Below are 25,965 nucleotides of genomic sequence, written 5' to 3' on the forward strand. Positions count from 1 at the left end.
GGGCACATCGTTGCCGTCGACTATCAGGTGCAGCGGGAGCTGGACTGGATTACCGAGCAGAACGTTGTTTCCTACAGGTACGACGATGCCTGGCGGTTGATCGAGGCGACCAATGCTGTCGGCGAAAGCGAGCGTTATCGGTACGACGATCAGCAGGTGATTCTGGAACGACAACTGGCCGGTGGGGCGAGTTTCCTCTGGGAGTGGGAACGGTCCGGTAAATCTGCAAGGTGTATCCGCCACTGGGCCAGCTTTTCCCAAATGGACACGCGGTATGTGTGGGATGACAACGGCACTGTCACCGTCCACAACGCCGATGGCAGCCAGGAAGTCTACGTCCACGACCAGCGCGCACGGCTGGTGCAACGGATTGATCCGGACGGTGCCGAGCACTTCAAATCCTACGATGAAAAAGGCCGGCTGACGGTCGAACAGGATCCGCTGGGGGCGGTGACGGCGTATCAGTACGACGAAGCCGGTCGGTTGATTGCGCTGTTTCCCGGGGATGATGCGCCCACGTCCTACGAGCATGACAACGGTTTCGTCCGAGTTGTACGCCGTGGTGAAGCGGTCTGGAAATACCAGCGTAACGACCAGGGCGATATCACCCGCAAGACCGATCCGGACGGCAACTACACCGAATACACCTACACCAAACACGGAAAACTCTCCGGTGTCTGGCACCCGGACAACAGCAGCCAGCGCTTTATCTGGAACGAGCGTGGCCAGCTCACCGAAGAGAAATTGGCGAATGGCGGTGTGCGGCGCTATCGCTATGACGACCTTGGGCGGCAGGTAGCCTGCGAGGATGAGCACGGTGCGCTGACCCAGTATCAGTGGGACGCCGTAGGGCGTTTGCTGAAGGTGATTCAGCCGGGCGGCGCCACTCGCGAATTCAGCTACAACCCGTACGGAAAAATCACCGCCGAGCGCGACGAACTGGGGCGGGTTACTCGCTACGAATATGCCGACGGCCTGCACCTGATCAGCCGCCGCATCAACCCCGATGGCACACAGCTCAAATACCGTTACGACAATGCCCGGTTGTTACTGACCGAGATTGAAAACGAGGTCGGGGAAACCTATCAGCTCGAGTACCACGCCAACGGCCTGATCCAGCAGGAAACCGGCTTTGATGGCCGACGTACCGCCTACGTTTATGACCTCGCCGGCCATCTGCTGGAAAAGACCGAGTACGGCGACGATGGCAGTCAGCTGGTTACGGGTTATCAGCGAGACAGCGCCGGTCGCCTGGTAAGAAAAACCCTGCCAGACCGCAGCATGGTCGATTACACCTACGACCGCCTCGGCAATCTCCTCAGCGTCGACGACGGCCACTGGCCGCTGCACTACGAATACGACCTGCAAAACCGCCTCACTGCCGAACACCAAGGCTGGGGCACCCTGCGCTACCGCTACGACGAATGCGGGCAACTCAACTACCTGCGTCTGCCCGACAACAACCGCCTCGCCTTCCATCACGACAAAGGTGGCGACCTTGCCACCATCGAGCTGAATGGCAACCCACTCACCTCACACCTGTTCAAATCCGGCCGCGAACACCAGCGCCAGCAGGGACAGCTCCTCAGCCACTACCACTACGACGACCAGGGCCGTCTGCACGCCCATGCCATTACCCAACAGGAACAGCGCCATCAGCGCCGCCAATACGACTATGACAAACGCGGCAACCTGACCCGCATCCTCGATACCCGCAAAGGCCAGCACGACTACCACTACGACCCACTCGACCGCCTGACCCGCGCCAACCACTCGCACGACCTGCAGGAACGCTTCGCCCACGACCCGGCGGGCAACCTGCTGATGCAAGACCGCGTGGGGCCGAGTGTGATCAAAGGCAACCGCCTGCTGATGCAAGGCGATCGTCATTACGACTATGACGCCTTTGGCAATCTGCTGCGTGAACGCCGGGGCCGCGACCAGCAGTTGGTCACCGAATATCGATATGACTGCCAGCATCGGCTGATCAGCGTCACCCAACCCGACGGCCGCCAGGCCAGCTATCGCTATGACCCGTTTGGACGGCGCATCACCAAAACGATAAAAGGCCAAACCACCGAGTTTTTCTGGCAAGGCGACATGTTGGTCGCCGAGCACAGCGCCGATCACCACCAAAGCTATATCTACGAACCCAACAGCTTCCGCCCGTTAGCGCTGCTGAAAGGCTACGGCCCGGAAGCAGCAGAACCCTTCCACTACCAACTCGACCACCTCGGCACCCCACAAGAACTCACCGCCCCCGACGGCGAAATCGTCTGGTCCGCGCACTACCGCGCCTACGGCCAAATCGCGAAGCTGGACGTCAACACCCTCACCAATCCGCTGCGCTTCCAGGGCCAATACTTCGACCCGGAAAGCGGACTGCACTACAACCGTCATCGCTACTACAATCCGGATATTGGTCGCTATCTGACGCCTGATCCCGTGAAACTGGCGGGCGGGCTGAACGGATACCAGTACGTGCCCAACCCTACGGGGTGGGTGGATCCGTTGGGGTTGAATACCTGTCCGGGTGCGAACGGTTGTAAACCGGATGTCGGGGTTGGAGATCCGACCGAAAAAACTACGGTTAACGAAGGCCAGCCTGCTTTACCTCGTCTGACACAGGCCGAACGACGCGCACGAATTGATGAGCTTGGCGAGGCGAATGCATACCGCCGTCTTGATGAACTTGAACAAGCAACACCCGGAGCGCATTTTCTGGAAAAGCATGGGGCGCAGACGTCGCTGGCATCTCAACTCGAAAGGGTAACGACGGGTAGAAATCCTACTACCGGGATAGTTGAGATACACGATAGAGGAAGGAGAACTGGACAACCAAGACCGCCTTCTGCCGCCACTCATTTCCTTAGCCATCGAGATCAATTAAATGCTATTTATCGGGCGCAACTTATACTCAAGCAAACAAACATAGGTACATCTCGCGACCCAATGGACATGGGGAAAATTATCGGAGAAGGATACAAGAGAGATGGCTTTGAATACGGGCAACAAAAGAAAGCCATCGTCATATTAGATACAAATGGGAACCCTAAAACTGCTTACACGGACTTTTAAAAATGAAATTAAAACCCAAGCTTTCGATCATTAGAAGCCTGCTATTCACCTACAACATCGAAAACACTAAAGACCTCGAGCGGGAGGAGATAATAGTCTCCAAAGACGTCAATGACGACAAACAACTTGCGGAGTTATTTGACGAGCTAACTAAACCTGAATACATCCTATATAACAATGAAGAACGGCAATGGTATATCGACACACTCGAGCACTTCCTGAACACTGGCGAAACTTTCGACTCCATATTTTACCTATTCGACACATACTTCGATGAGGAAATTTCCGACCAGCGCCAATTTATGAGAGTTTTACTCGGGTGTTTGATCCGATATCAGGCAGAAGCCACGGAAAGTATTTAATAGTCAGAAGCCATTAACGCGGACAACAGCAAAGGGGGGACTTTCATAAAGCCCTCCCCTCCTCTCTCGCCCCCTAAAACTTCACCTCACCTACTGCAACCGCCCCGCCCGAAAATCCTTCGGCGACACTTCAAACTGCTTCTTGAACGACCGACTAAAGTGCGCCGAATCCGTAAACCCCCACTTATACGCAATCGACGTAATCGACTCACTGCGCAAAAACGGGTTGGTCAAATCATCCGCACTGCGCTTCAACCGCGCTCGCTGGATGTACCGGCACACGCTGTCATCCTGTTCCTCAAACAACCGGTACAAATGCCGCACCGAGATGTTCAATCGACTCGCCAACCCCACCGGGCTCAGCCCTGGCTGGGTCAGCGATTCATCAATGACCTTCTGCACATAGCTGCGCAGGTTGCTGCCCTGCAACCCGCCACAATCATCGCGCTCGTCATCTTCCTGCTCAAACGCCGAGCCCAGCAGCGAGACAAACGCCGACTGCAACGCCTGCCCCTCGCCGACCGCGCCTTCGCCGTTGAGCGCGTCTTTGCACAGTTGGTCCATCAGCACGTGCAACATGCGCCCGCAGGCTTTGCTTGAGGAGATTTTGCCGAAGGTCTTGGGCTGGTTGCCAAGCTGTTTACACACCTCTGCGCGGGACAAGGACAGGGACGCGTGTTCGATCAGCCCGAACGGAGTGATGTCGATGGAGCCCACCGAGTCCATCAGGAGTAATTCACCGGGGGCAAGTTGCACGCTCTGGCCGTTTTGGGTGATCTGGCAGTAGCCGCTGCGCTGGCTGACGAGGAAGCAGTTCTGGTCGTCATCGTGGTCGGCGCGGGCCTTGGGGCGTTTGATCAGGCCGGCGTTGGTGCGCAGGTTGGCCAAAGGCAAACCGCCGCGGGAAAAGGTGGTGATGCTGCCGATGAACAGCGAGCGGTTGAAGGCCAGTTCTGTGTCGAAGTGACCGCAAACCGCGCGCAGATCCCGGGTCCAGCGGTCCAGCCCGTCTTGCCCAATCTGTTGCATGCTCATGGTTGTTTCCACCTTGGCTTTTTGTTTTTGTCGGGCAATAGTTAACATGTTATCTATATGCGCGCAACAAGTACGTGTCTGCCAAGGTGTTTGCACTATTGATGCCAAATCCTGCGATCAGTGAGCCTGCAATGCGCGCTGGAAACCGCCCAGCGCGTCCAGCAGCCAGGCGCGTTGAGTGCTGTTCAAGGCGATGTAGCGCCGGAACGCCGGCATGCGGTTGACCACCTCGCTGCCGCCCATATGCTCAAGCCGTACGCACCACTGGTGATCCTGCAGGTCGATGCGCAGGCGCTTGAAATCCAGCGGCATCAGGGCGCGATGCAACGCGCTGCCCTCCTGCAGTTCGGTTTGCAGAAGCGTTAAAACGTCCCTGTCTCCCGACCGCTGCCGACAGCGGATTCCGGTGCGTCGAACAGCCCCGGTGTGGTGCAGTTCGAAGCTCGCCGTGCCCTGCTGCGAGGCAGGGATGCGCAGTACGAATTCGGTCATCACCAGGTGCATCAACAACTGCGATTCGGTGCGCTCGACGATCTCCAGTTGCAACCCGAGTGCGTCCAGGGCCACCCGGGCCGTGGTCGGGCCGGATGCCTCGTAACCGGCCAGGCCGAGGTTACGTCGCAGGTGTTCCAGCGTAACCCCGGGCCGATACCCGGCAGGCGCACGCCCGGCGCTGAACAGTTCAGACAGTTTTTGCAGCATGGCTGACATACCCGTTGTGCGACGGACCCGGCTCATGGGCGAACTCCTTGGCCAACACCTCTTCCACCGAGGCGGGCTTGAATGGATTGACCTTCTGCACCACCAGGGTCCAGAACAGCGCGTACGCCGCCGTGCACCCAAGCATCACGCCAAAGGGGATGTAGATATCGGCCGGGTTCATGCCGGGCGGGGTTATAAACCACATGCCCAGCAGGATGCCGATGCTCGACAGAATCTGCGGCAGCGGAAAGAACGGCGAGCGGTAGGCGCGAGGAAAATCCGGACGGCGAATTCGCAAAATCACCACCGACAACGTCACCAGCAGGTAAGCGAAACTCCAGGCACACACGGCGGCCAGCACCAAGTGCATGATGTTGTCGGTGTTGCCCCCCAGGTACAACGCGTGCAGGCACGGGATCAGCATCGCCACCAGGATGCACAGCAACGGCGTCTTGAAGCGCGGGTGCAGGTAGGTGAAAACCTTGGGCAACGCGCCGTCGACCGCCATGCCGTACAGGATTCGCGGCACACCGGCCATCAGGGTGTTGATGGTTGCAGCGCCGGCAAACAGGAAGCCGATGCCCAGCCACATCGGGCCAATGCTGCCCATCACCTGCTCGGCGAATTTCGGGATGGCCATCGGCGTATCCAGCAGGTGCACGCCGCCCGCCGCGTCGATCAATACGTTTTCCACCTGGCGCTTCATCGCCGCGCCGTAGATGAACATGCAGGTGGCCACGCCCAGCAGCCCCAGCACCATCGCCCTGGGCATCACCTTGGCCGAGTTGCGCAGGTCCGGCGCCAGCGGCGTGACGAATTCACAGCCGACAAACATGAACATCGCCATGCCCACCAGCGACAGGATGGTGACCAGGTCGGTGCCCACCAGAGACTCACCGAACCAGCCGTCCAGCTGCACCGCCGGGGCCGCGATCAGGCCCAGCACGCCAAATACCATCAAGGTGGTCCACATGCCGAAGGTGAGGATGATCTCGGCCCGGCCGAACGCGCTGACGCCAAACGCATTGAGCACCCCGAACACAATCACGAAACCCACCCCCAGCAACCACGAACCGCCGGCGGATTCCGCCAGGGTGTTGAGGTGTTCAAAGTTCACCAGCGCCATCACCCCGGAGAGGATGGTTTCCGCGGTGCCGGCAAACACATGCACGATCAGGTACGCCGACAAGGTGCCGGTAATCGCGAAGAACCGGCCCATGCCGCAGTTGATGTAGTCGTAGACCGAGCCGGTGGTGGGCAGGATCGAGGCGGCCTCGGCGAAGGTGGTCGCCTGGGCCAGCATCATCACCACCGCGATCAACATCGCCACCGCGAAGGCACTGCCGCCGATGCCAAACCCCATGGTCGCGGTGAGGATCACCGGGCTGGCCATGATCAAGCCAATAGTGCTCGCCAGCGCGGTTGGAAAGCCCACCGTGCCGCGTTTCAAATGTTCGGTGAGCCGGTCGTTGATCGACATGGTGCGGATCCTCAAGAAGCGGATTTTTAGAAGTATTGGCACTCTGCGCCCCGCCCTGGCTGATCGTCTTGCTCCTGGCTGCCGCCGGTTTTGTTGCTGCCTGCCACCACCCCGCCACTGGCGGCCTGGGTCAATTGCCTGGCACGCAGGGGAAAGACTTGGCCCGGCGGCGCTCGCCCTAATGCTCCCTCAATTCACCTTGTTGGGGACTATAACAATGCAGCACACACAACAAATCCGTCACCTGTACAGGGCCATCAGCCTGGGCATCGCGCTGATGATCATCGAGTCATCGGCCCAGGCCTTCGAGCTGTATGCCGATGACGACACCCACGTCACCGGCAACTTCCTGGCGGTGTACGGCCTGTTCAACAGCCGCAAGAACTACGACGGCACCACCGGCGGCTCAACGTGGCGCGAAGGGTTCATCAAGTATGGCTTGAGCATCGACCAGCGCTTCGGCGCCCTGGGCAGCGTGTATGGCACCGCCAACCTGGTCAGCTCCGGCACCTGGGGCGACGGCGACGCGTCTGGCGTGACCACCGGCCGCGAGCGCACCACCAAGTTCGACGAAGCCTTCGCCGGCTGGCGCTCGGGCGAGCTGTTTCCGGGATTGGGCAAGGATGGCGTGGACCTGTCGTTCGGCCGCCAGGTCATCATGCTCGGCGACGGTTTCATCATCAACGACGACGGCCCGAACCTCGGCAAGGGCGTGGACGACGGCAAGTTCAACCGTGGCGGCGCCTATTACATCGCCGCGCGCCATGCCTTTGATCAAACCGCCGTGTTGCGCCTGGGCGGCAAGGACGGCGTGCATGGCAGCGTGATGTGGATCAAGTCCGACAACCGCGCCCAGGCCAACACTGAAATGGCTGCCGGCACCCTGGACTACACCGCCGCACCGGGCACCGTGGGCCTGACCTATATCCACGGCATCAGCGTCGACGACCGTTATGCCAATGACCTGCAAAAACAGCGCGCCGGCATGAACATCTACAGCCTGCGGGGCGCCGGCAATGCCGGGATCGAGAACGCGCACTTTTCCTTTGAATACGCCTGGCAGGACAAGGACGCCGGCCCGGAAAAGGCCTGGTACACCGAAGGCGGCTATACCTTCGCCGCACTGCCCTGGTCGCCGGACCTGACGTACCGCTACAGCCGCTATTCAAAAAACTGGGACGCGATGTTCTCGGGCTTCAACCGGGGCTACGGCACCTGGGTGCAGGGCGAAGTGGCCGGCAATTACTCGGGGCCGTTCAATACCAATACCGAGGTGCAACACGTGGCGTTGAAGGTCAAGCCGCTGGACAGCGTGACCGTCGGCGCGCTGTTCTTCGACTACAAGACCTTGAGCAAGGGCGGCATGCTGGATCTGGACGGACGCGAACTGGACCTGTACGCGGAATGGGCGGTGAACGAACACCTGATCATCACGCCGCTGCTGGGGCTGTACAAGCCGAACAAGGATGAGAGCAACGGCGGGAATCAGGTGGGGGGCAACGGTACCAACGTCTACAGCCAGGTCACCGTGGCCGTGCCGTTCTAGCGCAGATCCAACGAGCTGATGAAGATCAAATGTGGGAGCCGGCTTGCTGTGGTGAGCGGGCTTGCTGTGGTGAGCGGGCTTGCCCCGCGTTGGGCTGCGAAGCAGCCCCATCAATCTGTGGTGAACCCGACGAGGGGCAAGCCCCCTCACCACAGCAAGCCAGCTCCCACATTAAACCTGCATCAATCCTCGAGAGAGGTGTTCGCCCTAAGGTTGCCGCTCCTCAATCCGCGCATACGCCCCCTGGTGATAGAGCAACGGCGAACGACCAAAGTCATCAAACGCCACCACCTTGCCGATCATGATCCAGTGATCGCCGCCGTCCACCTGCTGGTATTTCTCGCAGTGAAACCGCGCCGAGCAATCGGCGAAGACCGGCGAGCCGCCCTCCCCCGGTTCGAATTCGATTTCGGCAAAACGATCATCCCTGGGCCGGGCAAAGTTGTTCGACAGGTGGATCTGGTCGGCCGCCAGCACGTTGACCGCAAAATGGCTGGCCTGCTCGAACACCTCGTGGCTGTTGGAGCGCTTGTCGATGCTCCACAGCACCAGCGGCGGGTCCAGGGACACCGAGTTGAAGCTGTTGGCGGTGACACCCACCTTGCGCCCGCTGGCATCAGCGGCGGTGACCACGGTGACGCCGGTGGCAAAATTACCGAGGGCCCGGCGAAAAGCCCGTGGGTCGAAACTGTTATCAGACATGCAAGACTCCCGGACTGCATCAACGCGCAGTCCTGATTGTGGTGATGGCCGGGTCGGCGTCAAATCATGCTCGGATCAGGCTCAAGCCCCATCAGCTCACGCCCCAGGATCTGCGCGCACACGTCGTAATCGGTGTACGCATGGGCGCCGGTCATGTGGGAATCGCGGAACAGGCGCTGCATTTCGTTGTGCTCGAACCACGCATTGCCGCCGGCGGCCTCGAACAAGCGGTCCACCGCCTGGATGCACATTTTGGTGGCGTACGCCTGGTTGGTGCGCCAGAACGCCAGGGTTTCGCGACTGGGATAACGGTGCTGCTCGCTGTGTTCGGCGTGTTCCTGCCAGGTCTTTTCCAGGAAGGCCCGGGCAGCCGCCACCTGGTGCGTCGACTCGGCCAGACGCATCAGCGCCGGAGTCGCAGCGCCCACCGCCGCGCCGGTGTAGGCACGCACGCGGGTCCTGGTTTTTTCGCGGAACACCTCAAGCATGCGCTCGGCCACGCCCAGGCTCACCGTGGAGAAACCACTGGCGAAATACGGCCGGTACGGCGAGTAGAAAATCTTGCTGTCGGGGTACAAGCCAAAGCCGGCGGACTTGCCTTCCATCATGTCCTTGGCTTTCTGGATACGGTGTTCGGGCACCAGCACGTTGTCGATGATCAGGGTCTTGGTGCCGCTGCCTTTCATGCCGGCGGCGAACCAGTCGTCGCGAATCTGATAGTCGCTGCGGGGCAGTACCGCGAAGCAATAGTCCTGGTTGCCCTCGACGTTCTTGCGACGGAAACCGACAATCGCCCACTCGGCATGATCGCAGCCACTGCTCCAGCCCATCTCACCGCTGAACAGCACGCCGCCTTCCACTTCCTCGGTACGGCCAAACGGCGCGATGCTGCTGCTGGCAGTGGCATTCGGGTTATCGCCCCAGACTTCCTGCTGCAGCTTGGCGGGAAACAGCGCCAGCTGGTGACTGTGGGTGCACAACAGGCTCATGGCCCAGGCGGTGCTGGCACAGGCGCCGGCCAGCAAGGCGATGCAGTCGGCAAATTGCGGCAGGGAGATTTCCATGCCACCAAAGGGTTTGGGTTGAAAGGCCCGGTGCATGCCGATGCTCTTGAGCAGCGCAATGTTCTCGTCGGGAACCTTGCGGTCCTGCTCGGCCTGGAAGGCGTTGGCAGCGATGGTCGGCAGAATCGCCTTGAGGTCTTCGAGGAGCGGGTTTGGCTTTTTCATGGACGGCCCTGCTTATTATTGGGTGTCCGGCTGGCGTTCAAACTCAACGAACGGCGCTGGATGTGGGGCCAGTATGGAACGGGCAACACCACTGGAAAATGCACCTTCCACAGCCAAGATTGCACTTTCCACAGGCCTGGCAGCCACAGGCATATCGTCCGGCAGACAGAGACAAGCCCGGGCCGCCCAGGCTGGTTAACCTCGGGCTTTTGCGAGCAGGAAAATCCCATGAGCGATATTGCGCTGCTGCCTGAAGTCCACGCCTTCCTTGGTCGAAACCATGCCTTGTTCATCGATGGCAGTTACGTCCAGAGCCATTCCAGCCAGACCCTGGAGGTGACCAACCCGGCCAACGGCGAAGTGATCGCCCACGTGGCCGACGCCGACCTTGCGGATATCGACGCGGCGGTGGAATCCGCCCGGCGCGGCTTCCGGCAATGGTCCCAAACCGCACCGGCGACACGCGGCAATGTGCTGCTGAAACTCGCCGAGCTGCTGGAGCAACATCGCGAAGAACTGGCGCAGATCGAAACCTGCCAGTCGGGCAAGATCATCCAGATTTCACGGGCCTTTGAAGTGGACCAGGCCGCGCACTTCCTGCGGTACTACGCCGGCTGGGCCACCAAGATCAGCGGCCAGACCATCACCCCGTCACTGCCCTCCTTCGCCGGCGAACGCTACACCGCGTTCACCCTGCGCGAACCGGTGGGCGTGGTGGTGGGCATCGTGCCGTGGAATTTCTCGACCATGATCGCCATCTGGAAACTCGCCTCGGCGCTGGTGACCGGTTGCAGCATCATCATCAAGCCCAGCGAGTTCACCCCGCTGACCATCCTGCGCATCGCCGAACTGGCCGTCGACGCCGGCCTGCCGGCGGGCGTGCTGAACGTGTTGACCGGTGGCGGGCACGTGGGCCAGGGCCTGGTGGAGCATCCGGGCACCGACAAGGTCTCGTTTACCGGCTCGGTGCCCACCGGCATCGCCGTGGGCCGTAGCGCCATGGGCGCCGGGCTGACCCGGGCAACCCTGGAGCTGGGCGGCAAAAATTCCGCCGGGTTCCTGCGGGATGTGGACCTCGACAAGGCGGTCAACGGCATCATCGAAGCCGGCTTCCTGCACTCCGGGCAAATCTGCGCGGCGGCCGAACGCTTCTTCGCCCACCGCTCGCAGATCGAGCCGATCATGGAGAAATTGGCGCAACGCCTTGGCCGGTTGAACATCGGCTCGCCGCTGGACGAGCGCACCGAATTCGGCCCGGTGACCAACCGCCAGCACCAAAAGAAACTCGAATGGTTTTTCGCCAAGGCCCGCGCCGAGAACAATACAATTGTCCACGGCGGCAAGCTGATCGAGGGCCCGGGCTGCTATGTGGAGCCCACCGTGATTCTCGCCAACACGATCAACGACACCCTGCTCAACGAAGAAACCTTCGGCCCGATCGCCACGTTCTTCCCCTACGACACCGAGGAAGAACTGCTGGAACTGATGAACAACACGCCCTACGGCCTGAGCGCCAGCCTCTGGACCAACGACTTGAGCAAGGCCCTGCGCATGGTGCCGGCGATCAACGCGGGCACGGTGTGGGTGAACATGCACACGATGCTCGACCCGGCCGTGCCGTTTGGCGGCAACAAGTCTTCGGGGGTGGGGCGTGAGTTTGGCGGGGCCTTTATCGAGGACTACACCGAGCTCAAGTCGGTGATGATTCGCTACTGATAAACCGGGCGACCGATCGTTCCCACGCTCCGCGTGGGAATGCATACCGTGACGCTCCGCGTCACCCTCGCGCAAGGCTTCAATGTCGCGTCGGCAGCGGGGCGGAGCGTCCGAGGCGGCATTCCCACGCAGAGCGTGGGAACGATCAGCGTGGGAGTGATCGCGAGCCTGCTGACAAACCCGCTCTCCTGACCAACCGCTCCCACACTGGATTTATGTTGCCAGTTGGATTTCGGATGTGATCAGGCCACCGGACACTCCCGGTTCAGCGCCTCATCCACCAACAACTGCGCCATCTCCACCAATTGCACCACTGCCAACACTTGCTTGCGGCTGGCCCCATCAAGATGCTCGGCACAGTCATAGGCGCTGACAGCCGCCGATTCAAGAATCTCGCTGGCATTACACAAGGCGCCTTCGGTGCTGAGGCCGGCACGTACGGAGAATAGTTTGTTGGAGGACGGAGGCGAAGCGGCAGGTTCTGAGTTGAGGTCGTAGTGCTTGAATGCGCGCTGGGCAGCATCGTGGAATTTCTGGTCGTTCAAGTAATGCGGCGGGTTGGGCGAGACCTTTTTCATGGTGAAGCTCCTCTATGAGTAAGCACCTCCACGCTCGCTACCACACGATTAAGGAGGCGACTGTACACGGGGTGGTAGACCGGTCATAGAAACCCGGCAGGCCGAAGCCTCCCATGCACAGCCGCCACAAAGCAGCCCGCACAAAAAAACGCCCTTGAGCGTTTTGGGATCTATGAAATAGCCGGGCTACCACACCCGTTCGCTGAATTGGCAGCGACCCGCGAAGGTTAGCGGCGAGAAGGACTGGAAGCAACCTGAAATCCATGTGGGAACGGTCTGCGTAGGAACGGGCGATACCGCTGCCGGCGTATGCCCATTGTTGATCGTTCCCAGGCTCCGCGTGGGAATGCATACCGTGACGCTCCGCGTCACCCTCGCGCAAGGCTTCAATGTCGCGTCGGCAGCGGGGCGGAGCGTCCGAGGCGGCATTCCCACGCAGAGCGTGGGAACGATCAAACGGCTCAGTGAGCGGCCCATCAATATGCAGGTCAGTAGCGGATACAGCCAGGTGCCTTTTAAATACCTGTACAAGTTTATAATTTTGTACAAGTATCAAGTATCGAAGCTTCCGCTGTATCACGCCCGCTCAGGGAGACATGCAATGACCCGTCTATTGGTTTCACTGGCCCTGGTGCTCGGCCTGTGCAGTTGCGGCAGCGTTGACGTCAAACACTATGCCGACCAGCAGCCGCAACTCGACCTGGTGCGTTTCTTCAGCAAGCCGGTCAAAGCCTGGGGGATATTCGAGAAACGCTCGGGAGAAGTGGCCAAGCGTTTCGAGGTGAATATCGCCAGCCGCCGCGAAGGTGAAAACCTGATTCTGGACGAGCGCTTTCTCTACAGCGACGGCACGCGCCAGCGGCGTGTCTGGACCCTGACGCCCGACGGCCCGGGCCACTGGCGCGGCCGTGCCGACGATGTGGTGGGTGAAGCCAAGGGCGAAGTGGCCGGCAACGCCTTGCGCTGGCGTTACATCCTGAACCTGCCGGTTGACGGCTCCGTTTACGAAGTGAGCCTCGACGACTGGATGTACCTGATGGACGAAGACACGCTGATCAATCGTTCCAGCATGTCCAAGTTGGGCGTCGAGGTCGGTCAGGTGACGTTGTTCTTCCGCCGCCAGTCCGCCCAAGAGGCCCATTGAATCAATGCATGAGACTCATCGGCTGTGCCTGGTCCTGGGCGACCAGTTATCGTTTGACCTGGCCTCGTTAAACGGGCTGGACAGCCAGCGCGACGCGGTCTTGATGGTCGAGGTGATGGAGGAAGCCAGCCATGTGCCCCACCACCCGCAGAAAATCGCCCTGATCTTCAGCGCCATGCGCCATTTTGCCCAGGCATTGCGCCAGCGTGGCGTTCGGGTGCAGTACGTCAGCCTGGATGACCCGCAAAACACCGGCTCCGTGCCCGGCGAGTTAAAGCGCTGGTACTCGCAGCTGCACGCGCGCGAGCTGCACCTGACTGAATGCGGGGACTGGCGCCTGGAGCAATCCCTGAAAGACTGCGGTTTGCCGATCCAGTGGCACGCCGACAGTCGCTTCCTGTGCAGCCGTGTCGAATTCGTAGCCTGGGCAAGCGGCAAAAAACAGCTGCGCATGGAGTACTTCTACCGTGAGATGCGCCGCAAGAGCGGGCTGCTGCTGAACGGTGACGGCACGCCGGTCGGCGGCGCCTGGAACTTTGATTCGCAGAACCGCAAGGCGCTGCCCAAGGGCACCAAGGCGCCCTACCCGGCGCGCTTCAGCTCGGACTCAATCACCCGGGACGTGTTGGCGCTGGTAGGTAAACACTTCAGCAGCCACTACGGCGCACTGGACACCTTCGATTACCCGGTGACCCACGCCGACGCCCAGGCACTCTGGGATTACTTTCTGGATTACGGCCTGGCGGGGTTCGGTGACTACCAGGACGCCATGGCCAGCGACGAGCCGTTTCTGTTTCATGCCCGCATCAGTGCCGCGCTGAACATCGGCCTGCTGGACCTGCGCCAACTGTGCAGCGATGTGGAGGCGGCGTATTGGTCGGGCAGCATCGGGCTGAATGCTGCCGAAGGGTTTATTCGCCAACTGATTGGCTGGCGTGAATACGTACGCGGCGTCTACTGGCTGAAAATGCCGGACTACGCCGCCGGCAACTCATTCGGCAACAGCCGCCCGCTGCCGGAGTTCTACTGGACGGGCGAGACGCAAATGAACTGCATGCGCCAGGCGATCGGCCAAAGCCTGAAACACGCCTACGCCCATCACATCCAGCGGCTGATGGTCACCGGCAATTTCGCCTTGCTGGCCGGGATCGTGCCCAGCCAGATATGCGAGTGGTACCTGGCGATCTACATGGACGCTTTCGACTGGGTCGAACTGCCCAACACCCTGGGCATGGTCATGCATGCCGATGGCGGCTACCTCGGTTCCAAGCCTTACTGCGCGAGCGGCCAATATATAAAGCGCATGTCCGACTACTGCCGAGGCTGTGCCTACAGCGTCACTGAAAGCACCGCTGAGAATGCCTGCCCGTTCAATTCGCTTTACTGGCACTTCCTGATGCGCCATGGCGACCTGTTGCGGGGCAATCAGCGCATGGCCATGCTGTATAAAAACCTCGACCGCATGCCTGAATCCAAACAGGACGCACTGTGGAAACGGGGCGAGATGCTGCTGGCCAGACTGGATGCGGGTGAAACGCTGTGAAATTTTCCGGCCGCTGCGAATTGTTGTGAAGCCGGCGATAAATGGCCAATTGCCCATGCTAACGTCGGCGTCGATGTCATCCAATCCATTGAGGGAGCAGCGCCGATGTCTACTACCGTAACACCCGCCGGTGGCGGACCGACTACTCAAAAAGCCTCAACGTCGGTGTTCGACGACAAGTTGAACATTGCCAAGTCGAGCAAGGTAGTCGCTGATTACATGCGCCAGACGGGCAAGTCGGCCATTACCAAGCAAGAGCTTTCACAACTGGCCAGCAACGCCTCGGGCAAGGTGCCGGCGGATGTCAGCGCTGCAGCCCAGTACATGGAGCGCCATCCCGACGTGTTCACCGCGATCGAAACCCATGACGTGGCCGGTGCCGACAACCTGTCCGGCGTGTGGAACTTCGACTGGGCCGCCAACGGTGGCCTGAACGGCACCGCGACCGATGCGATCGCCAAGATGCAGGACACCTTCGATTTTGCGATCGCCAAGTCGGCGCAGATCACCGAGATCAGCACCGGCAAAAAGGCCGAGCTGGACTCGACCAAGCAACGGCCGCAGAACTAGGTTTCTGGACGCAACAAAAATCAAATGTGGGAGCTGTCGAGCTTTAGCGAGGCTGCGATAGCGGTGGGCCAGGCAACATCCATGTTGACTGTGCTGACGCCATCGCAGCCTCGCTAAAGCTCGACAGCTCCCACAGGATTTCCTTTGTTTGTTAGAGCGCCGGCCTGCGGTCAGAAGTGAAACGCAACCCCCGTGGTCACGTTGAACGCATCCCCCACATAGAAGTTGGCCGAGTCCTGGCCCTTGGCGTCATACGCGGTGTTGGTGGCCGTGGCGTAGCGTTTGTTGCTCAGGTTGCGCGCATCGACGAACACTTCCCACTTCTTGCTCGGGGCCTCGTAGCCCACCTTCGCGCCCCACAACGTGTAAGACGGCGCACTCAGTGAGTTGGCAAAGTCGACGTAATAACTGGACGCCGCCCTGGCGTTGAGCTGCGCGTAGAAGCCGCTGCCCTGGCGATACTCCAGCTCGGCCTGGTAGACCTGGCGCGGCAGGCCCGGCAGTTGGTTGTCGCCGAACACCGAGTCATTGCGGTAGTGGAAGTCGTTGAAGGTGTACGCCTGGCGCAAGGTCACGGTGTCGCCATTGCCGCCGTCCCACAGTTGCGCATTCAAGCCGGCTTCGATGCCCTGGTGAATCGTCGCGCTGCCGTTGGAGGTGGCCACCAGTTGATCCTGGGTCGCCGTTGCCTGGCGCACCACCACCGACAGCAGTTCTTTCTGCACCCACGAGCGGTACACCGTCAGGCTGCCGTCGAAAATACCGTGGCCGCCGCGAATCCCGAACTCCACGGTGTTGGCTTTTTGTGGTCGCACATCGCGGATATACGGCGTGCCGGTGCTGCCCAGTTGCCAAGTGACCGGTGGGTCCACCGAGCGGCTGACATTGCCGAACACTTCGAATTCCGGGGTCAGCTGATAACGCAGGCCGATGCGCGGGGCGACGTCGGTCTCGTCGTATTCGACGCCACTGGGGAACGCACTGGTATTGGTGCCGGTGGTGTATTCGATCTGCGCCTTGCGCTTGATATCAATCAACGACAGCCCGGTGGACAGCCACGTACGGTCATTCAGTTGCAGTTCGTTGCCGAGGGAAAACACCGTGTCCCGGGAGCCGGTGTAGTTGGTTTTCTGCTGGGTGATGCCGGTGGCCTTGCTGTGGGATTTCACATCGGCCAGGTACGCCAGGGTGTTGCTGAAGGTCACGCTGCTGTCGCTGCGCAGGCCGAAGAAGGTGTCGGCGGTGCGCAGGTAGCGCAGGGTCAGGTTGACGTCCTGGGAGCGCCATTCCTGGGGCGTGGGCGAATAGCGCCAGCCGTTGTCCAGCGGGTAATCGTTGAAGCCCAGGCCGACTTCGAGCTTGGCATTGTCGTCGAAGGTGTAGGTGGTGGTGCTGCCCAGCAGGGTCGAGCCGTCCTTCTTGCGCCCGATGGGCACGAGGTTGCTGGTGGGGTCGTGCTTGAGTTGGTACTTGGTCAGGGTGTTGCCCTGGCTGAGGGTCTCTTCCTTGTAGCGAATATAGAAGCGCGTCTCCAGTTGCGGGCTGAACACGTGGCCGAAGTTGGCGACGATCCCCTGCCCTTTGTTCGGCGTGTTGTCCTGGTAACCGTCACGCTCGTTGTGCTGGATGCTGACGTAGTAGTCGTTGTCGCCCTCCACGCCACCGGTACTCAGTTGCTGTTTGCGGTAGCCAAAACTGCCGGCTTCGAAGCGCGCGTAGTTGCCCGGGTCGGTGCGCCCGGTCTTGCTGACGAAGTTGATCGCGCCGCCCAGGGACAAGGCCGAATAACGGAAGGCGTTGGCGCCGTAGAGCACCTCGGTGTGGTCCACCGAGGCCATGTCCAGCATGTCTTCCTGGGTGCCGCCCGGCCCGGTCAACGGCAGGCCGTCGTAGAGGAATTTAATCCCCAGCACATAGCCTTGATAGAAGGTGTTGAGGCCCGAACCACGGATCGAAATCTTGTTGGCGCCCGAGCCGCTGGTGGCCTGGGCGAAGACTCCCGGTTGCAACGCCAGCACGTCCTCGGCATTCGCCGCCCGGCCCTGTTCGATCTTGCGGTTGTCGATCACCGCGGTTTTGCCGGGCACCCTGGCCAGCTGCTTTTCGGCCTTTTGCGCCTCGGTGGCTTCGGCGCCAGTGACCACCACCGTGGCCAGGGTAGGGTCGGCCGGGGCGGCAAACGCCGCACCGTGTATCAGCATCAACAGCACGCCAAGGCTGGACGCGGTGGCCAGTGACTCAAAACGACGAGCGCGTGGTTCAAACAGTTGCCGCATGGACTCAATACTCCTGGGGTCTCTAATTAGTTGGAGCATCTATTCGTATAGTCGCGCTCTATTTTCAACTTTGCAGGGTTCGTGCCACGTCAAAACATCAACAAATAGGGGCCCATCGCCCTATTTAATCGCCACAGGCGCAACACTTTGCTGGTGAAATGTTCGATTCACAACAATGCGGAAAAAACACATTCAATTATATGTTCAATCGATAAAGGCATAACCAAAGCCCCGGTCTACAGGGCTCCGTCACAACTGTGCAAATCCCAACAGCTGACCAACAAAAGTTGTGTATTCGACACTCTCTTTTTCTGCACACCTCTAAGAAGGTGCAAGTTATCGGCTTGTCCTTACTTGGTATGGCTCTTGCTCTAGCCAGTCAATCAATTCATGCATCTGCGACTATTAAGCAACGAGGTATTCACGCGTGACGGTCAACTTACTCTGCACCCGCAGGACCCCGCTGGAGATTGCCCGTGACCTGGCGAGCGAGTTCGCCCGCACCGCCGTCGACCGGGACGCCACCGGCGGCACGCCCAAAGCCGAGCGCGACAAGCTGCGCAGCAGCGGCCTGCTGTCCCTGAGCATTCCCGGACAATTCGGCGGGCTGGACGCCAACTGGTCGGAAACCTTCGAGGTGGTGCGCGAATTTGCCCGGGTCGACAGCTCCATCGCCCATGTATTCGGTTTTCATCACCTGATGCTTGCCACCGTCCGGTTGTTCGCCACGCCCGCGCAGTGGCAAACCTGGTTCAGCCTGACCGCCAGCAACAACTGGTTCTGGGGCAACACCCTGAACCCGCTGGACACCCGCACGGTGGTCAAGCGCCACACGGGCTGGCGGGAATTCTCGGGGCAGAAGAACTTCTGCTCCGGCGCCAACGATTCAGAAATGCTGATCGCCTCGGCCATCGATGAAAGCGCCGGCGGCAAGTTGCTGATCGCGGCCATTCCCAGTGCCCGCAGCGGGATCATCCTGCACAACGACTGGAACAACATGGGCCAGCGCCAGACCGACAGCGGCAGCGTGACCTTCAAGCGCGTACGCGTGGAAGAATCCGACCTGCTGCTGGACCCGGGCCCGTTGAGCACGCCGTTCGCCTGCCTGCGCCCGCTGATTGCGCAACTGCACTTCGCCAACATCTTCCTGGGTATCGCCGAAGGCGCGTTCGAAGAGGCGCGCCAATACACCCTGGAAGAAGCCCGCCCGTGGTTCCGCTCCAGCGCCAGCCACAGCACTCAGGACCCTTACATCCTCAGCCATTACGGCGACTTCTGGGTGGCGCTGCAAAGCACCCGTCTGTTGGTGGAGCGCGCGGGCCAGGTGCTGGACACGGCGTGGGCCAAGGGGCCGGCACTGACCAGCGAGGAGCGCGGGGAAGCGGCCATTGCCATCGCCACCGCCAAAGTCGCCGCCAGCCGCAACGGCCTGGAGTTGTGTAGCAAGGTCTTCGAGGTTACCGGCGCGCGGGCTACCAACGCCTCGGTGGCGCTCGACAGGCATTGGCGCAATCTGCGCACCCAAAGCCTGCATGACCCACTGGATTACAAACTCCATGAACTGGGGGAGTGGGCACTGAACGGTACCCCGCCCATCCCGACTTTTTATTCCTGATCTTTTATTCAAAGGGATCACCATGCAACTGCTGACCTTACCGCCCTCGCCCGCCCTTGCCACCTCTATCCGCGCCACCGCGCAGGTGTTTGAAGACCCCAGGTCCAAGGCCTTGCTCAAGCATGTGCAACAAGTCGCGCCGAGCGAAGCCAGCGTGCTGATCATCGGTGAAACCGGCACCGGCAAGGAGCTGGTGGCGCGCCACATTCACAACCTCAGCGGCCGCAAGGCGCAGCCTTTCGTGGCGGTAAATTGCGGCGCGTTCTCCGAGTCCCTGGTGGAAGCCGAACTGTTCGGCCACGAGAAAGGCGCATTCACCGGCGCCCTCAGCGCCAAGGCCGGCTGGTTTGAAGAAGCCAACGGCGGCACGCTGTTCCTGGATGAAATCGGCGACCTGCCGATGTCGATCCAGGTCAAGCTGCTGCGGGTGTTGCAGGAGCGTGAAGTGGTGCGCCTGGGCTCGCGCAAAAGCATTCCGATCAATGTGCGGGTGCTGGCAGCGACCAACGTGCAGTTGGAAAAAGCGATCAACGCCGGGCATTTTCGCGAGGACCTGTTCTACCGCCTGAACGTGGTCAACCTGGAACTCAGCCCATTGCGCGATCGCCCCGGCGATATCCTGCCGCTGGTGCAGTATTTCATCGACACCTACACCCGCCGCCTGGGGTACGGCGAGATCATCTTGAGCAAGGAAGCCGAGCAACGGCTGGCCACGTACAGTTGGCCGGGGAATATCCGCGAGCTGGAAAACGTCATTCACCACACCTTGCTGATCTGCCGCGACGGCGTGATCCAGGCCGATGACCTGCGCATGTCCAACTTGCGCATCGAACGCCAGGAAGACAGCACCACGGCCCATGACTTGCTCGACCAGGCCTTCCAGCGACTGTTCGAAGAGCAGATCGACAACCTCCACGAACAGGTCGAGCGCAGCCTGTTGACCGCCGCCTACCGGCTCTGCCAGCACAACCAGGTGCACACCGCCGAGTTGCTGGGGCTCAGCCGCAACGTGACCCGCACCTTACTGATCAACCTGGGCGAGCTGAAGGTCAACAAGCGCCGCCCATTGGCCAACACCAAGGATGAGCGGGTGCTGCACCTGTCGATCTGAGCGGCACTGCGCGGCGTACCCGGTACGCCGCTTGATCACAGCACCGCTTCGTCCAGCGCATCGCTGAACTGGCGACTCCACAACCGCGCATAGTGGCCGCCCTGGCGCAGCAGTTGTTCGTGGCTGCCGTCCTCGACGACCCGGCCATTGTCGAACACCAGGATCCGGTCCAGATGGGCCACGGTGGACAGCCGATGCGCGACCACCAAGACAGTCTTGTCTTCCATGATTTCGTCGAGCTTGTCCTGGATGAAACGCTCGGTGATCGAGTCCAGGCTGGAGGTGGCCTCATCCATCACCAGGATCGGCGCGTTCTTCAGCAACACCCGGGCGATCGCAATGCGCTGGCGCTGGCCGCCGGACAACTTGACCCCGCGCTCGCCCACCAACGACTCGTAGCCGTGTTCCATGCTGTCGATAAACTCACTGGCGCCGGCGCGATGGATCGCCTCGGCGACTTCGTCCATCGAGGCATCCAGGCGGCCGTAGTGGATGTTTTCGCGAATGCTGCGGTGGAACAGACCGGGCTCCTGGGGAATCAGACCGATCTGCTGGTGCAGCGAATGCTGGGTCACATCACGCACGTCCTTGCCGTCCACCAGCACCTGGCCTTGCTGCACGTCGTAGAGGCGCAGCAGCAGGCTCAGCAGCGTCGACTTGCCGGAGCCCGAGGCGCCCACCAGGCCGACTTTCTGGCCGGCGGGGATGACGATATTCAGCTGCTCGAAAATCGGCCGGCCGGTGCCATAACTGAAACCCACGTCGCGAAACTCGATATCCCCGCGCTTGACCTGCAGCGCCTTGGCACCGGGTTGGTCGATGACTTCGTGGGGGCGAATCAGGGTGCGTACGCCGTTGGCGATATTGCCGGTGGCTTCGAAAAATTCGAGAAAGCGCCGCGACAGGTTTTCGACATCGCTGATGATCAATAGCGAAAGGCTGGTGGACATCACAAACGCGGCGATATCGATGCGGTGACTGCGCCACAGGTAAAGCGCGAGCAACAACAGCCCCAGCTTGAGCACCACGCCACAGCTGGCCTGAAACCAGCGAATTTTCTCCATGTAGCCCAAGGATCGATAGGCAGCCGCTACCTCCTTGTCCAGGAAGGTGCCGAGGTAGCTGTGCTCGAACGCGTGGCGCGCAAACAGACGGATATTGGCCAGGTTAGAGACCGCATCCACCACCTTTCCCGTGCTGGTACTGCGTGCTGCCGAATACTGCTGGGCGAGAGGATGACTGCGGCGTGCGAGCACGTAGCAGATAGCGATGAACGCCACCGACCAACCCGCCATGAACAACGCCAACAGCGGTGACGCGGTCCACAGCAGCGCCGTGGCCAGACTCAGCGTCACCAGCAGCGGGATCAGGTCGAACAGCAAGATGCTCAGGGTCTGATTCACGCCCAGGGTAATTTCCGCCACCCGATGGGCCAGCGCCCCGGCGAACTCATTGCTGATGAAACGATGGGAATGCTGTTGCAGATAGGCGAATACCACATGCGTCACCGTGCGCCGCTGCAACGGCAAGACATGGATATGGCAGCCTGCGGATGCACGGGTAAACAGTACCTGGCACACCAGGAGCAGACTCAGCAGCGTCAGCGGCCATTGCAACACCTCAACCGCACGCTCCGCCTCCAGCCCGTTGCTGACGGTACGCGTAATCTGCCCCAGCCCCCAGGGCGTCAGAATCGAACACACCACGGCAGCAATCTGCAGCAGCAAAATGGCCAGGTACCAACCTTTGAAATGGCCGATGAAATGCCGCACAAAGGCCGCCGGAGTCGACGGCAAGTGCTGGACATTCCAGGTGCGAAACAATGAAAAAGACGAGCTCATGGCCAATGGCATTCCTGAATGACGCCTGTGGCCGCGCAGCTTTCAGGCAAAAAATGGCACCGTCGGTGCCTGATGGTCAGCAAATGGAACAGACAACCGAATCACCTGTGGCAGGGCGCTTGCTGTGGCAGGGAGCTGCTGTGGCGAGGGAGCTTGCTCCCGCTGGGCTGCGCAGCGGCCCCAAAATCCTGGGAGCGCTTCGCACTCCAGCGGGAGCAAGCTCCCTCGCCACAGCAAGCTCCCTAGGCACAAGTTCAGCGTCACTTTTGCGATTGGTAGCGAACCTCCTCCAGCTCACGACCGCCCCGGGTAAGGGTACGGCTTGATTCGGCCTGCGCTGTCCATCCGGCGTTCTGGTAAAAACGTATGGCCCGGCGGTTTCCGGCAAGCACCCACAATGTCGCTGTCTCCAGGCCCAGGCCTGCGAGATGCTCCAGGCCTCTGAGCCACAGCGCCCTGCCCACCCCGGTTCCCCAATGCTCGGCCAGCACATACAGCGCCTGCACTTCGCCGGTCCTGCCGGGGTCTGCGTCCTCGTCACGGCTCGGGCTCACGGCAATCCAGCCGACCACCTGCCCATCGACCTCTGCCACACACACCGCTTCGCGTCCCTGCTCGATCAACTGCCGCCAGGCAGCTTCGCGCCTGGATTGTGTCGCCTCCAGCGAAGCCAGGTAATCCACGGGCATCAGCTCACGGTAAGCCTCCTGCCAACTGCGGATATGCACCCGGGCGATGTCACCCGCGTCCTCGATACGTGCTGCACGAATCATCAAATTCCCTCTGCGCGTTTTGCATAAATCGCCGAGCCCGCCTGCGGCGACAGCCTGCGATAAACCAGCCCCGATAATGCACACAGCAATCCGGCACCCGCCATGATCCAGGCGATATCACTCTGCTCGACCGTGGCATGCCCGCGCACGGCCATGATCAAGCCGAGCAGGCCCGCCGCGATGCCCACCGACAAACTCAACGTCAACTGAATGGTCATCGCCGACAGGCTACTCGCACGGCTGGATTGCTCCGGTGGCACGTCGGCATAGGTCAACGCACCCAGGGTGCTGAATTGCAGCGAGCGAATGATCCCGCTGCCAAATAACACCAGTATTACAATCCAGTAAGGCGTCGATACCTCGAACAGGCTGCACGCCAGGATGGTTGCACCGGTGAGCACGGCGTTGCTGATCAAGGTGCGCCGGAAACCGAAGCGGCTGACAATCCGTACCGCCAGCATCTTCATCAGGAACGCCCCCACGCCGCCGGCAACGCTCAGCAGCCCGGCCTGCAACGGGTTAAGCCCGAAACACAGCTGGAACAGCAGAACCAGCAAAAACGGCTGTGAAGCGCTGCCGATACGCATCAGGTTGCCGCCCCAGAAGCTCACCGCGAAGGTCGGTATTTTCAACAATGAGAAATCGATCAACGGGTGGGCCGTGCGCCGCGCATGCCGGACATACAGCCAGGCACTCAACAGACCGCCGCCAATCAGCAGCAACGCCCACTGGCGAGGCAACAGGCCGTGGCCCAGCACCTCGAAACCGAACACCAGCCCGCCCAGTGCCACACCGCTGAGCAACAGGCCGGGAACGTCCAATGGTTGGCCAGGCATTCCGGAATAGTCCGGGATGTAGCGCAGCACCAGCATGACCCCGAGCACGCCGATCGGCACGTTGATCAGGAAGATCCAGTGCCACGACAACACCGTCACCAGCAACCCGCCCAACGGAGGGCCCAGCAGCGGCCCCACCAGCGCCGCCACCGTCAGGTAAGACATGGCGCGCAGGAGGTTTTCCCGCGCCGACCAGCGCAGCAGGATCACCTGCCCCACCGGCACCATCATCGCCCCCGAAGCGCCCTGGGCCAACCGCGCCAGGGACAGTTGCAGCAGCGAGCCCGAGCAGGCACACGCCACCGACGCCAGGGTAAACAGCACGATCGCGCTGATAAATACCCGGCGCGGCCCGAACCGGTCGGCCGCCCAGCCACTGACCGGCACAAACAGCGCCACCGCCAGCAGGTACAGCGACACCACCAGGTTCATGCGCACGCTCGGCTCGCCGAAATCCTGGGCCATCTGCGGCAGCGCCGTGAGCACCGCCGTGGCGTCGATCAGTTCCATGAACAGCGCACAGCCGATGATCATCGGCACCCGGCGCGCGTGCCCGGTGCCCACCTCGCCCAAAGGGTGTGAAAGGTCGAGGGCTTTGTTCAAAACAGCCCCGAGGTCGGTGGCGGCGTGCCCTTGAGTTGCCAGGCGCCCACGGCCGCGGCCTTCCAGTGCCGGGGATTGTGGTTGGCCACGGTGCGCGCGTTGCGCCAGTGGCGGTCCAGGTTATGGGCGCGGCCGGTGGTGGACGCGCCACCCACGTCGAACACCAGCTCGGCGGCCTTGAGTGCCGATTCGGCGGCGATATATTGCGCCTGCGCCACATCCACCGCTGCCTGGTCGACGGCCACCGCCTCCAGATCGGCAGCCCAGGCGCGGTCGATGGAGTCGGCCGCATGCAGCACCACCGCTTCGGCGGTAAACGCCCGGGCCGAAACGTCGCCCACGCTCAGCTCCACATACGGGTCATCCACCGAGCGCGTGGCGCTGCTGTGCTTGATCGGCCGCGCATGGTCCTTGGCGAAGGTCACCGCATCATTCAGCGCATTGCGCGCAATACCGGCCTGCACCGCCGCGAGGAACACCTGCAGGAACGGCGTGACAATCGTGCGCTTGCCCTCCTCGACCGTGCGGGTGCGGATCTCGCTGGCCAACACCTGCACGTCATGCAGATGGGTGGTGCCGCTGGCGGTCAGGCGCTGGCCCATGGCGTCGAAATCATCCAGCAGCTCCAGGCCCTGGCGGTCCCGGGGCAGGATGAACGAGACAGGCTGGTCATTCTCGTCCAGGGCCACCGCACTGACCCAATCGGCATACAAAGAACCGGTGCTGTAGTACTTGCTGCCGGACGCGCGGAAATGCTCGCCGTCACGCACGATACGCGCGCTGATAGAACCGTTGGCACCACCGACTTCCCAGCCGGCATTGCCGATCACGGCGCCTTGCCGATAGCGCTCGAACCAGCGCTCACGCTCCTCTTCCGCCCCCTCGGCGCGGGAGGCCAGCAAGCCTTCGACAAACCCGAAACCGGGGCGCAGGGCCTGGGCCACGTTGGAGTCGGCCGAGGCGATGCGAATCAGCAAGGCAATCACGTCCTTGACCGAACCACCGGCGCCGCCAAAACGCTTGGGAATCCGCACGGTAAACAGCCCCGCCTGGGCGATCTGCGCCACCGCCTCGTACGGCAGCTGGCGGTCGCGCTCGCGTTGCGCAGCGCCGGCGGCGATCTGCGGCAGGATGCGGTCGGCGCGGGCGTTCAGTTCGGCCACCGTCACAACCGGTGGCGTGGGTACAGCAGACAACTTGCTCATGGCACTTCCTTGATTCAGGT

19 protein-coding genes and 1 pseudogene are annotated in these 25,965 nt (G+C 61.2%); 9 read left to right on the top strand and 11 right to left on the bottom strand.

The genetic code is table 11. The features are described 5' to 3' along the window. Together MUM_RS01000000132695 and MUM_RS0125280 are read left to right on the top strand one after the other, a co-directional pair. The coding region (locus MUM_RS01000000132695; protein WP_010175462.1) for an RHS repeat-associated core domain-containing protein at positions 1-3,078 on the top strand (3,078 nt) is incomplete at its 5' end. Positions 3,079-3,080: 2 nt separating this feature from the next. Then, on the top strand, positions 3,081-3,440 hold the full coding sequence (locus MUM_RS0125280; protein WP_010175465.1) for a hypothetical protein: 360 nt from the start codon (positions 3,081-3,083) through the stop codon (positions 3,438-3,440). A 90-nt stretch (positions 3,441-3,530) separates the two neighbouring features. Here the strand turns inward: MUM_RS0125280 and feaR are convergent, their stop codons facing one another. The 3 genes from feaR to MUM_RS0125295 form a co-directional block, all read right to left on the bottom strand. After that, positions 3,531-4,475, bottom strand: a complete 945-nt coding sequence (gene feaR, locus MUM_RS0125285) for a transcriptional regulator FeaR (RefSeq protein ID WP_010175466.1) — start codon at positions 4,473-4,475, stop codon at positions 3,531-3,533. Positions 4,476-4,592: 117 nt separating this feature from the next. Continuing rightward, complete coding sequence (locus MUM_RS0125290; RefSeq protein ID WP_010175468.1) at positions 4,593-5,177, bottom strand: DUF3156 family protein; 585 nt, start codon at positions 5,175-5,177, stop codon at positions 4,593-4,595. Further along, positions 5,158-6,657: an APC family permease gene (locus MUM_RS0125295; protein WP_010175470.1), complete on the bottom strand. Its 1,500-nt coding sequence runs from the start codon at positions 6,655-6,657 to the stop codon at positions 5,158-5,160. The genes MUM_RS0125290 and MUM_RS0125295 overlap by 20 nt, the downstream gene beginning before the upstream one ends. Before the next feature lie 217 nt (positions 6,658-6,874). Here MUM_RS0125295 and MUM_RS0125300 point away from each other — a divergent pair, with 217 nt between their 5' ends. Beyond that, positions 6,875-8,203 carry a hypothetical protein gene (locus MUM_RS0125300; RefSeq protein ID WP_010175472.1) on the top strand — a complete coding sequence of 443 codons (1,329 nt, stop codon included), beginning with the start codon at positions 6,875-6,877 and terminating at the stop codon, positions 8,201-8,203. A gap of 225 nt (positions 8,204-8,428) precedes the next feature. Here the strand turns inward: MUM_RS0125300 and MUM_RS0125305 are convergent. Together MUM_RS0125305 and MUM_RS0125310 are read right to left on the bottom strand one after the other, a co-directional pair. Then, positions 8,429-8,905 (bottom strand): annotated as a pseudogene (locus MUM_RS0125305) (flavin reductase family protein); the annotation flags it as partial. Between the two features lie 59 nt (positions 8,906-8,964). After that, on the bottom strand, positions 8,965-10,134 hold the full coding sequence (locus tag MUM_RS0125310; RefSeq protein WP_010175477.1) for a p-hydroxyphenylacetate 3-hydroxylase oxygenase component: 1,170 nt from the start codon (positions 10,132-10,134) through the stop codon (positions 8,965-8,967). A 228-nt stretch (positions 10,135-10,362) separates the two neighbouring features. On the opposite strand from MUM_RS0125310, the gene MUM_RS0125315 reads away from it, so the two are divergent. Then, positions 10,363-11,850: an aldehyde dehydrogenase family protein gene (locus MUM_RS0125315; protein ID WP_010175479.1), complete on the top strand. Its 1,488-nt coding sequence runs from the start codon at positions 10,363-10,365 to the stop codon at positions 11,848-11,850. A 242-nt stretch (positions 11,851-12,092) separates the two neighbouring features. Here MUM_RS0125315 and MUM_RS0125320 read toward each other — a convergent pair whose 3' ends face one another. Beyond that, positions 12,093-12,428: a DUF6124 family protein gene (locus MUM_RS0125320; RefSeq protein ID WP_010175481.1), complete on the bottom strand. Its 336-nt coding sequence runs from the start codon at positions 12,426-12,428 to the stop codon at positions 12,093-12,095. Positions 12,429-13,029: 601 nt separating this feature from the next. Between MUM_RS0125320 and MUM_RS0125325 the strand changes: the two genes are divergently transcribed. The 3 genes from MUM_RS0125325 (at position 13,030) to MUM_RS0125335 (ending at position 15,685) form a co-directional block, all read left to right on the top strand. Beyond that, positions 13,030-13,572, top strand: coding sequence for a DUF3833 domain-containing protein (locus MUM_RS0125325; protein WP_010175483.1), 543 nt, complete (start codon positions 13,030-13,032; stop codon positions 13,570-13,572). 4 nt (positions 13,573-13,576) lie between these two features. Next, positions 13,577-15,115, top strand: a complete 1,539-nt coding sequence (locus MUM_RS0125330) for a cryptochrome/photolyase family protein (protein ID WP_010175484.1) — start codon at positions 13,577-13,579, stop codon at positions 15,113-15,115. Positions 15,116-15,220: 105 nt separating this feature from the next. Beyond that, entirely contained in the window at positions 15,221-15,685 is a 465-nt protein-coding gene (locus MUM_RS0125335) for a hypothetical protein (protein WP_029616095.1), read from the top strand. A gap of 170 nt (positions 15,686-15,855) precedes the next feature. On the opposite strand, the gene MUM_RS0125340 is transcribed toward MUM_RS0125335, so the two are convergent. Beyond that, positions 15,856-17,961, bottom strand: coding sequence for a TonB-dependent receptor family protein (locus tag MUM_RS0125340; RefSeq protein ID WP_010175489.1), 2,106 nt, complete (start codon positions 17,959-17,961; stop codon positions 15,856-15,858). A 427-nt stretch (positions 17,962-18,388) separates the two neighbouring features. Between MUM_RS0125340 and MUM_RS0125345 the strand changes: the two genes are divergently transcribed. After that, positions 18,389-19,576, top strand: coding sequence for an acyl-CoA dehydrogenase family protein (locus MUM_RS0125345; protein ID WP_010175491.1), 1,188 nt, complete (start codon positions 18,389-18,391; stop codon positions 19,574-19,576). Between the two features lie 22 nt (positions 19,577-19,598). Beyond that, positions 19,599-20,687 carry a sigma-54 interaction domain-containing protein gene (locus tag MUM_RS0125350; RefSeq protein ID WP_010175493.1) on the top strand — a complete coding sequence of 363 codons (1,089 nt, stop codon included), beginning with the start codon at positions 19,599-19,601 and terminating at the stop codon, positions 20,685-20,687. A 35-nt stretch (positions 20,688-20,722) separates the two neighbouring features. On the opposite strand, the gene MUM_RS0125355 is transcribed toward MUM_RS0125350, so the two are convergent. From MUM_RS0125355 to MUM_RS0125370, 4 genes are all read right to left on the bottom strand, one after another. After that, complete coding sequence (locus tag MUM_RS0125355) at positions 20,723-22,528, bottom strand: ABC transporter ATP-binding protein (protein WP_010175495.1); 1,806 nt, start codon at positions 22,526-22,528, stop codon at positions 20,723-20,725. Between the two features lie 260 nt (positions 22,529-22,788). Next, a complete protein-coding gene (locus tag MUM_RS0125360; protein ID WP_010175497.1) occupies positions 22,789-23,301 on the bottom strand; it encodes a GNAT family N-acetyltransferase in 513 nt (170 codons plus the stop codon). Then, complete coding sequence (locus MUM_RS0125365; RefSeq protein WP_010175499.1) at positions 23,301-24,740, bottom strand: MFS transporter; 1,440 nt, start codon at positions 24,738-24,740, stop codon at positions 23,301-23,303. Before MUM_RS0125365 ends, MUM_RS0125360 begins: the two co-directional genes overlap by 1 nt. Next, the gene (locus MUM_RS0125370) at positions 24,737-25,945 is read right to left on the bottom strand and encodes an acyl-CoA dehydrogenase family protein (protein ID WP_010175501.1); all 1,209 of its coding nucleotides are present in this window, start codon (positions 25,943-25,945) and stop codon (positions 24,737-24,739) included. The genes MUM_RS0125365 and MUM_RS0125370 overlap by 4 nt, the downstream gene beginning before the upstream one ends. Between the last annotated feature and the right edge of the window lie 20 nt (positions 25,946-25,965).

It is taken from the genome of Pseudomonas sp. PAMC 25886 (assembly GCF_000242655.1).
In the GTDB taxonomy this organism is placed as follows: Bacteria; Pseudomonadota; Gammaproteobacteria; order Pseudomonadales; family Pseudomonadaceae; genus Aquipseudomonas.

Excerpts from the sequence above, each read along its gene's own strand:
- MUM_RS0125280 (WP_010175465.1), top strand. The coding sequence starts at position 3,081 with ATGAAATTAAAACCCAAGCTTTCGATCATTAGAAGCCTGCTATTCACC.
- feaR (WP_010175466.1), bottom strand. The coding sequence starts at position 4,475 with ATGAGCATGCAACAGATTGGGCAAGACGGGCTGGACCGCTGGACCCGG.
- MUM_RS0125290 (WP_010175468.1), bottom strand. The coding sequence starts at position 5,177 with ATGCTGCAAAAACTGTCTGAACTGTTCAGCGCCGGGCGTGCGCCTGCC.
- MUM_RS0125295 (WP_010175470.1), bottom strand. The coding sequence starts at position 6,657 with ATGTCGATCAACGACCGGCTCACCGAACATTTGAAACGCGGCACGGTG.
- MUM_RS0125300 (WP_010175472.1), top strand. The coding sequence starts at position 6,875 with ATGCAGCACACACAACAAATCCGTCACCTGTACAGGGCCATCAGCCTG.
- MUM_RS0125310 (WP_010175477.1), bottom strand. The coding sequence starts at position 10,134 with ATGAAAAAGCCAAACCCGCTCCTCGAAGACCTCAAGGCGATTCTGCCG.
- MUM_RS0125315 (WP_010175479.1), top strand. The coding sequence starts at position 10,363 with ATGAGCGATATTGCGCTGCTGCCTGAAGTCCACGCCTTCCTTGGTCGA.
- MUM_RS0125320 (WP_010175481.1), bottom strand. The coding sequence starts at position 12,428 with ATGAAAAAGGTCTCGCCCAACCCGCCGCATTACTTGAACGACCAGAAA.
- MUM_RS0125325 (WP_010175483.1), top strand. The coding sequence starts at position 13,030 with ATGACCCGTCTATTGGTTTCACTGGCCCTGGTGCTCGGCCTGTGCAGT.
- MUM_RS0125330 (WP_010175484.1), top strand. The coding sequence starts at position 13,577 with ATGCATGAGACTCATCGGCTGTGCCTGGTCCTGGGCGACCAGTTATCG.
- MUM_RS0125335 (WP_029616095.1), top strand. The coding sequence starts at position 15,221 with ATGTCTACTACCGTAACACCCGCCGGTGGCGGACCGACTACTCAAAAA.
- MUM_RS0125340 (WP_010175489.1), bottom strand. The coding sequence starts at position 17,961 with ATGCGGCAACTGTTTGAACCACGCGCTCGTCGTTTTGAGTCACTGGCC.
- MUM_RS0125350 (WP_010175493.1), top strand. The coding sequence starts at position 19,599 with ATGCAACTGCTGACCTTACCGCCCTCGCCCGCCCTTGCCACCTCTATC.
- MUM_RS0125355 (WP_010175495.1), bottom strand. The coding sequence starts at position 22,528 with ATGAGCTCGTCTTTTTCATTGTTTCGCACCTGGAATGTCCAGCACTTG.
- MUM_RS0125360 (WP_010175497.1), bottom strand. The coding sequence starts at position 23,301 with ATGATTCGTGCAGCACGTATCGAGGACGCGGGTGACATCGCCCGGGTG.
- MUM_RS0125370 (WP_010175501.1), bottom strand. The coding sequence starts at position 25,945 with ATGAGCAAGTTGTCTGCTGTACCCACGCCACCGGTTGTGACGGTGGCC.